The sequence below is a fragment of the Limnospira sp. PMC 289.06 genome, assembly GCF_032350395.1.
Classification (GTDB): Bacteria; Cyanobacteriota; Cyanobacteriia; order Cyanobacteriales; family Microcoleaceae; genus Limnospira; species Limnospira platensis.
In genome coordinates, this window is the sequence record NZ_JARPLC010000093.1 from 1 (window position 1) to 10,892 (window position 10,892).

4 protein-coding genes are annotated in these 10,892 nt (G+C 46.3%); 1 reads left to right on the plus strand and 3 read right to left on the minus strand.

Annotated elements, in window-relative coordinates; all coding sequences use genetic code 11:
• Together P5674_RS17270 and P5674_RS17275 are read right to left on the minus strand one after the other, a co-directional pair.
• A partial coding sequence (locus P5674_RS17270) for a hypothetical protein (protein WP_315670127.1) occupies positions 1-228 on the minus strand: 228 nt, incomplete at its 3' end.
• Positions 229-276: 48 nt separating this feature from the next.
• Entirely contained in the window at positions 277-3,300 is a 3,024-nt protein-coding gene (locus tag P5674_RS17275; protein WP_070105221.1) for a TIGR03032 family protein, read from the minus strand.
• A gap of 499 nt (positions 3,301-3,799) precedes the next feature.
• Between P5674_RS17275 and P5674_RS17280 the strand changes: the two genes are divergently transcribed.
• Entirely contained in the window at positions 3,800-4,333 is a 534-nt protein-coding gene (locus P5674_RS17280; protein WP_035736307.1) for a CDP-archaeol synthase, read from the plus strand.
• A 97-nt stretch (positions 4,334-4,430) separates the two neighbouring features.
• Here P5674_RS17280 and P5674_RS17285 read toward each other — a convergent pair whose 3' ends face one another.
• Positions 4,431-10,805, minus strand: a complete 6,375-nt coding sequence (locus P5674_RS17285; protein WP_315670129.1) for an Ig-like domain-containing protein — start codon at positions 10,803-10,805, stop codon at positions 4,431-4,433.
• Positions 10,806-10,892: the final 87 nt, after the last annotated feature.

The window sequence follows — 10,892 nt, forward strand, 5'->3', positions numbered from 1 at the left end:
GAGCAGGATGTCGATATCGCCGTCGCCATTGAAGTCTGCTGTGGCTACGGAACTACGGTAAACACCCGCCAGGGAGATATTGGTATTGAGGCTGAAGGCAACGGGTCTATCAACGATGATGCTGTCAATTATTGTCCCTAGGTTATCTCCTGTGGGGTCGGTGGTGCCTTGGTTAACTGCTGTTAGGGTGAAGTTGGTAGTTGTTAGTTGGGGTGCTTGGTTCGACATAAATATCTGTCCTTAATATTAAAAAATACATGGATTTCAATGGACTGTTTAACGATGCCAGATTTGCTGCAAAGCTGTCTCGAAATTCTTGACGAATTGGGGGACATCAAATAAGGGGCTATCTCGACCCTTTATCCGCTGCCTTAACTGCTGCAATTCCTGGGGATTAGTTGCCCAATGTAGGGCTTTTTCTTGATAGTCAACGGCGCTGTTACATATCATTTCCGTTACTCCGGCACTGGCACAAATACTGGCTCCCATTCGGGAGGCATTAGTGACACCTGGTTTGGTTAAGACGGGTAAGCCTCCATACAGGGCGGCAATAGTGGTGGAACCGCCGTTATAGTTCCAAGTATCTAGTCCTAAATCGGCTAATTCCATACGGGCTAAATATTGGTTATGGGGGATTTTGGGCGCAAAAATTAGCCGTTGGGGGTCTACTCCCGCAGCCTTGGCAGTTTGGCGCAGGTGGCTGAGGGTTTCTTCTACGGCTAAGGATAGCCACAGGACGCTGCCTTCTACTTCCTGTAATAGCTGCATCCAGACTTGAAATAAGTCGGGGCTAATTTTGTAGTGGCGATTAAAACAGGCAAACACAAATCCGGTTTCTGGTAATCCGAAATCCGAGCGGTTTAAGGGTTGGTCATCTATGTCCATCTGGGAACAGATGAATTGATGGGGTAGATAGATGATTTCTTCGGTATAAAATGGGGATAAGCTATCAGGAACTACCCAGTTATCGGTGATTAAATATTGGATAAATTCCGCTCCCATGGTGTTGGGATATCCTAGAAAACTGGCTTGTATTGGGGCGGGTTGATAGGCTAGGATTTCCGGTTTATTGTATCCGGTATATCCCGCTAAATCGATGAGGATTTGGATGCCATCATTGTTGATTTGCTGGGCGGCTTCCGGGGCGCTGAGGGAGTCGAGATGCCGAAATTCATCGCCGCCCTGAATTATCTGGTCGGTGACTTCATCATGGGCGCTTAATAGGTGATAACTAAAGACTTCAAATTCCCCGCGATTATGCTGTTTAAATATGTCTTTAATTAGTCGCCCGACGGCGTGACTATAAAATTCGGGAGAGATATAACCCAGTCGCAATTTGTCGGTTTTCTGGTAGTTGAATTTCAGGGGGTTTTGGCTAATGGCTTGGCTAATGCTGGCGGCTTTTTTCTGGGCGACTTTCTGGGATAGTTCCGGGGGAATGGGAAGGGCGTTTAGTTGAAAGGGAGCCAGAATAGCACCGCTTTGGATTATATTGTTGATAAATTGGTGGTAATTTTCCCAATCACATAAATTGAGCTTGACAAATTCGATGTGATGTGATATGGCGGGGTAGTTCGGGTTGAGTTGTTGCACTCGTTGGTAGGCGAGTTTAGCTAGGGTAAATTGACTTTGAAATTCCCAAATTTCGGCGAGTTGGAAGTAGGCTTCTGTGTAGTTGGGTTGGTGGCTGGCGGCGGCTTGAAAGAGTTTGATGGCTGCTTCTAATTTAGCTTGTTGTTTGTACAGTAAGCCGAGGTTGTACAGGGCGGGAACACATTGGGGGTTCATTTCTAGGGCGCGTTTGAGTCCGGCTTCTGCGGGTTGGAGTTGGTCTTGCAGCAGATAAATTGAGCAGAGGTTGGCGAGGGTTTCGGGGAGGTTGGGGTTCAGTTTCAGGGTGTTTTGATAACAGATTATGGCTTCGTTGTATCGCTGTTGTTGTTGCAGCAATGTACCTAGGTTATTGTGGGCGGGGATATAGTTGGGGTTGGCGAGTATGGCTTTTTTAAAGCAGGTTTCGGCGCCGGCTAATTGACCCTGTTTTTTGAGGGCTTGACCTTGTTCAAAGTGTTGTTGATAGGTTGTGTTTTTGGGGGGAGATGATGGGGGGCTGAAGGTGGCTTGTGGGGGGTCAATAATTGGTTGTTTGCTGAGGTTGCTAGTTAGGGCTATGGCGGGGGTTAGCTGGGAGTTTTGACAGTTGATGCCTCGAAATAGCAGGGTTTCTGGGTTGGAGTTGGGGGAGGTTTGGGGTGGGGTTAAGTTGATGGGTTGTCCGATAGTTATGAGTTTGGAGATGTTCCCGGTTTTGAATCCTAATGCCATGGGACAACGGACTTGGGGTAGAATGGCGACATCGTAGATTTCGCTGGCCTCGGTGTCCATGTCTAGCCATTCGATGATGTCCCCGCTGGTGATGTCGATGATCACGATGCCACAACGGGGGGCGGCTTGTTTTTGTTGTAGTTTTTCTTCGAGTAATAAGCCACAGAAGTGATAGTCTCTGGGTTTGGAGAGTCCGACTATGGCATAATTGCCAATGAAGATTAACCCCCGTCCGTAGCCGGGACAGAAGGTGACGGGGATAAATTGGTTGTTGTCAATATAGCCGAGTTCTCCGGTGCCTGAGTTGAGTAGCCAGAGTTGGTTTTGATGCCACCGGGGAGAGTGGGGCATTGATAAACCTTGGGCGATGATTTGGTTGGTGTGAATGTCGATGACGATTCCTCCGTCTCGCCTTTGGTGTCGCCAACCGGAGGCTACGTCTGATTGGCTGATGGCGGTAACATAGCGGGGGATGCCATTAACTGTGGCGATTCCGTTGAGGTGACAACGGTCTTCGGGGGCGAGTTTGGAGATAAATTCGGGTTTCCATAAGGGGGTAAAGCTGTGTTGGGGGTGGAGTGTGGCTAAACAGCTATATTCGGTGTTGGCAAAAATTAGGTTTTGGTTGGGGTCGATCGCTATAGCATGGATGTCTAGGTCTCCGGTGGTGTGGGCGACTCGGGGGACATAAAGGCGATCGCATTTGTCTTGCAGCAGTTGACCAGCTTCGAGGACGTTTTCCAGTCGCCAAATTTGATAGCGGGTGGCGAGGTAGAGGCGGTCTGAGGTGGCATGAAGTGCCATGGGACGGTCAAATTCCCATACGGGGGTATAAATTTGGCCGTCGGGTTGGATACCGATTAGACAAAGGCGGTTGGTTTGATAGGTGGTCAGTCCTAGGCTGAGTTGCTGTTGGTCTAGCCATTCTAGGAAATGACGGGAGTAGGGAATGGTGAGGGTTTTGGGATTAGACATGAAATGAGTTAGGTAAAATACAGTTCCTGAAAAAGCCATAATCGGTGAACTTCAGAACCCAGAAGGTTGGTAGCAGAGGTTCACCAGCCCAGGGGGCTGTGGCAATTCTCAAGACTATCCACGACAAATATCCCCTCCCTCTGACTAGAGTTTTTAGAGGGGGTGATATGTCAAGTTTTTTTCGACGTAGATGCAACCAGTCCCCAGATATGCTTGGGAGTCGGCAACTTCAGAACCCAGAGGGTTTGTAGTAGAGGCTCACCAGCCCCCTGGGTTGCGGCAATTCTCAAAGCGGACGAGACATTTTCTTACCTCATCTCTAACTATATATCTTAGGAGTTGATATGTCAAGTTTTTTTGGAGATAGATGGAATCAGCCCCCAGATATGCTTGGGAGTCGGTAATGTGATTACCGTTTCCCACTACCTAGGGCGCGGGATAATGGATAATGGATTGACTCTATTAATCTCTGGACATGGAATTATCTGATACATTACTAATGCTAACCTGGGACTTACTTAATTTGATGTGGATAGCCTGCGGGCTATTTGTAGCCGGAGTTTTAGAAGCCTTCTTATGGAAAACTCCCCTGTTTCAACTATTCAACTTCCCGGTGCAAAAAGAATGGTTTGGTGAAAACAAAAAATGGCGGGGTCTAATTAGCCTTCCCCTGACTTTTATGGTGAGTGTAATTGCGTTTCAATTCCTAGAATCATTGGGGGAAATTAACCCAAATTTTGCCATCCATTTCCAAGATTTTAATGGCGTTGAATTTGGTTTACTGACTGGGTTGGTGTTTAACCTGTCTGAATTACCCAACTCTTATATCAAACGAAGGCTAAATATTGCGCCCGGAGAAGAAGCGAATATGATTACCTATCTGTTTGACCATATAGACTCGACCTATGGAGTTCTGATTTTATGGTATTGTTACTTCCATTTTCCCCTACATTTTATCAGTGTGGGGCTCATCGCAACTCCCTTATTATTTATGGGTGCGACTTGGCTACGAAAAAGGTTGGGCTTGAAGTGAGATCATACCATATCCACCAGTAGGGGTGGTTATGGAGGTAGCTATATTCCTCACCACAAGCCAGAGCTACCCGCCTATAAGAGGCGGGTCAGACTCTCTAAAAAATCATAAAATCATCGGGTGATAACTCAGTTACCCCTGTGATATTTTGGAGTCTGGCTAAAATCTGGGAGTCTTCCCCGGTGGTATTATCACCATCACCATCATAAATTATGTAGGTATGGTTACCATCATCATAAGCAAACAGATTATTTCCATCCAAGACATTAGATGAAATATCAGTTTGAACGGTTAGGAGAATGCGGTCAGTATTGGGAATAAAACCACTAGAAAAGGCGATCGCATCTCCTTCCGCCTCTCCCAGACCAGTGAAATCGGCGATCGTATCATATAATCCCGTACCAATTTGTTCGTTAATACTACCTGTGCTATCAGCATTAAATGCTGTGCCGCCACCATCATCAGGACTCTGGTATAAAAAGCGATTATTTCCCGCTCCTCCTACCAAAGAATCACTCCCCAAACCACCGACTAGGGTATCATTACCACCCAATCCTAATAAGGTATCATTACCCCCTAGACCAATTAGGGTATCATTACCAGCGCCACCAGTTAAGAAGTCACCAAATTCACCCCCTGTAACTGTTTGTGGATCATCAGTAGGTCGGGGTAGCCATTCAACGCTAATCATAGCGGTGGCGGTTCCACCCTGTCCATCATTAATGACATAGGAAAACTCATCAGTTAGCGTGTCATTACTAAGTCGAGTATAATTGATGAAATTGCCGCTAGGAGTTACCAGTGCGAAGTCAGACGTGCCTCTGATACTTTCTAAGGTAAGCGGATCTTCATCTGGATCGGTATCATTAGAAACAGGGTTAAAGGAGAATTGAGTTCTAGCGTTGGTGTAAACTGGACCATAATCCACAGCCACCGGAGGCCGATTTATAAGCAGGATATCAATAGTTGTCCGAGGTTCATTACTGTCATCACTGCCATCATTAACAACCACTGTTACTATGCGGTTTGTAGTGTCAGGACGATTTAAGGTATTGTTGTAAAACACGCGGGAAATAGCTGTTTGATAGTTGGCGAAAGATGCACTACCAGAGAGGCTAAGAACCCCCGTTTCTGGATTATAGGCTTCGGCGGTGATACCCCCCGGAAGTCCGCCAATGACGGATAAACCCTCATCTTCCCGATTGATGGGATTGGTCAGAGTAATAGTTGCGGATTGGATGGTAGTATTATCTGGGTCGGTAATGCTGACATTATTAGAAGCGATCGCCACTGGCTCTCCTCCCCTTTCAAAGGTAGTAGCGAAGTTGTTACCGCCAGCGACACTGTTAGTCGTATCTAAATCAATCACCGGGGGGTCATTAACCGCCACCACAGAAATAGTGCTAACAGCTAGGGGGTTATTATTATCCCTGCCATCATTTACCACTACTTCAATCCGGCGATCGCTTGTATTGGGATCGAGGGAACGATTTATATATGTTACCGTTGCCAGGACTTGTTCATAAACACTCAGGGAATTTTCCCCAGAGAGTGTTAATACCCCCGTACCTTGATTATAATTAGCCGTAATATCGGTATCACCTGTATTAACTGCTAATTCCTCAAAATCCCCATCCAACAGATTAGTAATCCTGACAGTAGCCCCCACTAGGCTATCATTATCAGGGTCGGTAATGCTAATACCATCAGCAGAGGCGATCGTCACTGGTGGCTGTTTTTCCGTGAAAGTAGTCGCAAAATTCAGAGTTTCCGAATCATCAGGACTCAGATCCACAACAGGACGTTCATTAACCCCTGTCACAGTAATAGTCACAGTAGCGGTGGCTGTAAGACCCATATCATCAGCTACCGTGTAGGTGAAGGTATCTTCTAAAGTCTCCCCTTCCTGCAATCCTATAAATGATTCTACCTCCCTTGGGTCAAAGGTGTAGCTACCATCAGGATTAACGTTAACTGTAGCACCCCGAGAACTATTAGAGTCAAAATCAACCACCTCTAACGGACCGCCTTCCGGGTCTGTATCATTACTCAACACACCTGTAGGCGCATTCACAGTTAGAACCGTATTAGCCAGGGTACTATTACTGTCATCGCCAGCTACAGGAGGTTCATTAACTCCGGTTACAGTAATGCTGACCGTCGCCGTATCCTGATTACCATCAACATCCTCGATAGTGTACGTGAAAGTATCAACTATCTCCTCTTCTTCCCGCAACGCTAATAAAGCATTAGCATTTCTGGGGTCGAATGTATAACTACCATCGGGATTAACTTGTACTGTAGCACCCTGAACGCTCCTGCCATCAAAAGCCACAACCGTTAACGCATCCCCGTCTAAATCGAAGTCATTGGCGAGAACCCCCTCCGATGACTCAACACTCAAAATTTGGTTAGCAAAGGTGTTATTCTCGTCATCAACAGCCGTAGGGAGAGATTTTACCAGCACCGTCACCGTAGCCGTGTCAGTACCTGAACGTCCATCACTAATGGTGTACTCAAAACTAGCTGCTCCGAGAAAGTCCGAGTCGGGAGTAAATAACACATCACCCGCCTCTGGGTCTAGGTCTACTGTACCGTTATTAGCATTAGCCACTTCTATGATAGTGAGAACATCACCATCAGGGTCGCTATCATTAGCTAGTAAAGTTTCCCCAGGGATGTTTATAGCAGTATTTAGTAAAGCATCAACCTGATCATCTTCCGCGACGGGTGGTCGGTTTAGGGTTTCAATGGTGATGGTATCTGTAGCCGTTAAAGGATTATCAGGATCTCCACCACCTTGGTCATTAGTCGTAATTTCCAAGCTACCATTTTCGTTGAGAAACTCTGGTAATGGGGTAAATGTTAACCCTTCTAAGGCTTGGTTAATAGCTGAGAGAGTACCAGTTAAGGTCAGAGTTTCCGTGTTTTCCCCAGTAACCTCCACGGCTTCGGTATTTTCCCCTGGGGTAACTGTCCCATTGGTCGCCGATATAGTCACCACTAACGGGTCATCCCCCGCGTCTGGGTCAGCAATGGTAATGGGATTATCAGTTTCTGTGCTAAATACTAGGGGTATATCAGCATTAGTGGCTTGGGTTTCTGGTAGGTTGTTACTGGGTGGTTCATTAACCCCGGTGACGGTAATGGTGACAGTAGCCGTCGCCGTACTACCCATATCATCAGCTACCGTGTAGGTGAAGGTATCTTCTAAGGTGGCACCAAAGCGCAATGCTACAAATGATTCTACTGTGGTTGGGTCGTAGGTGTAGCTACCATCAGGATTAACGGTAACTGTAGCACCCTGAGAACTATTAGGGTTAAAATCAACTACCTCTAACGGACCGCCTTCGGGGTCGGTATCATTAACCAAAACTCCCTCAGTCTCACTTACGGTTAAGACTGTATTAGCTAGGGTACTATTACTGTCATCGACAGCTACAGGAGGTTCATTAACTCCAGTTACAGTAATGCTGACCGTCGCCGTATCCTGATTACCATCAACATCCTCGATAGTGTACGTGAAAGTATCAACTATCTCCTCTTCTTCCCGCAACGCTAATAAAGCATTAGCATTTCTGGGGTCGAATGTATAACTACCATCGGGATTAACTTGTACTGTAGCACCCTGAACGCTCCTGCCATCAAAAGCCACAACCGTTAACGCATCCCCGTCTAAATCGAAGTCATTGGCGAGAACCCCCTCCGATGACTCAACACTCAAAATTTGGTTAGCAAAGGTGTTATTCTCGTCATCAACAGCCGTAGGGAGAGATTTTACCAGCACCGTCACCGTAGCCGTGTCAGTACCTGAACGTCCATCACTAATGGTGTACTCAAAACTAGCTGCTCCGAGAAAGTCCGAGTCGGGAGTAAATAACACATCACCCGCCTCTGGGTCTAGGTCTACTGTACCGTTATTAGCATTAGCCACTTCTATGATAGTGAGAACATCACCATCAGGGTCGCTATCATTAGCTAGTAAAGTTTCCCCAGGGATGTTTATAGCAGTATTTAGTAAAGCATCAACCTGATCATCTTCCGCGACGGGTGGTCGGTTTAGGGTTTCAATGGTGATGGTATCTGTAGCCGTTAAAGGATTATCAGGATCTCCACCACCTTGGTCATTAGTCGTAATTTCCAAGCTACCATTTTCGTTGAGAAACTCTGGTAATGGGGTAAATGTTAACCCTTCTAAGGCTTGGTTAATAGCTGAGAGAGTACCAGTTAAGGTCAGAGTTTCCGTGTTTTCCCCAGTAACCTCCACGGCTTCGGTATTTTCCCCTGGGGTAACTGTCCCATTGGTCGCCGATATAGTCACCACTAACGGGTCATCCCCCGCGTCTGGGTCAGCAATGGTAATGGGATTATCAGTTTCTGTGCTAAATACTAGGGGTATATCAGCATTAGTGGCTTGGGTTTCTGGTAGGTTGTTACTGGGTGGTTCATTAACCCCGGTGACGGTAATGGTGACAGTAGCCGTCGCCGTACTACCCATATCATCAGCTACCGTGTAGGTGAAGGTATCTTCTAAGGTGGCACCAAAGCGCAATGCTACAAATGATTCTACTGTGGTTGGGTCGTAGGTGTAGCTACCATCAGGATTAACGGTAACTGTAGCACCCTGAGAACTATTAGGGTTAAAATCAACTACCTCTAACGGACCGCCTTCGGGGTCGGTATCATTAACCAAAACTCCCTCAGTCTCACTTACGGTTAAGACTGTATTAGCTAGGGTACTATTACTGTCATCGACAGCTACAGGAGGTTCATTAACTCCGGTTACGGTAATGCTGACGGTGGCGGTAACGGTACTACCTAGACCATTGCTAATGGTATAACTAAATGTGTCTACAATCTGTTCCCCTTCTCGCAACTGTAGAAAAGCATTGACATCCCTGGGGTCGAATGTATAACTACCATCAGGGTTAACTTGTACTGAGGCTCCCCTTTCACTGGTTTGGTCAAAGTCTACGATACTGAGTGTATCTTCTTCGATAGGAGTATCACTGGCGAGAAGACCTGATGCAGCATCGACATTGAAAATATCATTGGCTAGAATGTCGTCTGCTTCTTCTAGTGATGGTTTTACTACTACGGTAACTGTTGCTGTGTCTGTTCCTCCCCTGCCGTCACTAATGGTATAATCGAAACTTGCTCGACCTTGTAGATTGGGAGTTGGGGTGAATTGAATGCCATCACTGGTGAGTTGAGCGGTTCCACCTACGGCATTCCCGACTTCAGTTAGGGTTAGTTCATCTTCGTTGGGGTCGCTATCGTTAGCGATAAGTTCTTCGGGAGCCAGAATCACTGGTGTATTGGTAACTGTTGTGGCTACATCATCTAGTGCATTGGGAGGTAAATTAAGAGCGTTAATGGTGATGGTACTTGTGTCGGTTAAAGGACCGCCTTCTCCGGTGTTTCCGAGGTCGTTGGTGGTAATTTCTAACTCTCCGTTTTGAGCGTTAAATTGGTCGGTGGGGGTAAAGGTTAAACCATCTAGGACGCGGTTAATTGAACCTATTACACCTGTCAGGGTTAGGGTTTCGGTGTCGCTGCCATTAATTTGCACGCCTTCTGTATTGGTGCCGACTGTTAAAATGCCGTTGGTGGCAACTAGGCTAACTTCTACTGGGTTACTACCAGCATCAGGGTCGGAAATACTAATGGAATTGTTGTTCTCTTCACTGAATACTAAGGAGGTTTCTGCATCGGTTTCTTGTGGTTCGGGAACTGTATTGGTCGGGGGGTTATTAATGGCAGTAATCCTAATGATAGAGTTGGCGGGATTACTGTCTTCAATACCATCACTAAGGATGACGGTAATTAGGCGATCGCTTGTACCTGGTGCTGGGGATGTGTTATTATAAACTATTCGGGAAATTGCATCTTCATAAGCTACCGCAGGCGCAGTTCCACTGAGTAGTAAAACTCCCGTATTTGGGTCATAAGCATCGGCGGTAATATTGGGAGATAAAGACCCGGTAATTGATAAACCTTCTTCTTCTCCATTGGCTGGGTTGGTAATAGTAACAGTGGCTGAAACTATATCATCACCATCTGGATCGCTAATGCTAATGCTACCAAGTGCGCCAATGAAAACAGGATCATCTCCTTCGGTAAAGTTGGTGCTAAAATCGTTACCAGCATCAGCAGAATTGAGGTCAATTACCGGAGGATCATTAACTAATTCTACCTCAATGAAAACGGTAGCATTAGCGGTTTGATCATCACTATCTATAACTGTATAAACGAAACTATCTACCCCCACAAAATCGCTGGGTGGTGTATAGACAAAAGATGAATTAGTATCCTCGATGATTGTGCCACCTTCGCTGGTAGTTGAAGGTAGATTTATGATGGTGAGAATATCCCCTGGTCTTGACGGACTATCATTCTCTAATAGAGTAGAATTATTAACGTTTAAGGAACTGTTTTGTGCTGTACTAAGGGTATCATTTCCGGCTGAAATACCATCAGAAGGGGTGGGAGTCGGTGTTGGTGTTGGTGTTGGTGTTGGTGTTGGTGTTGGTGTTGGTGTTGGTGTTGGTGTTGGTGT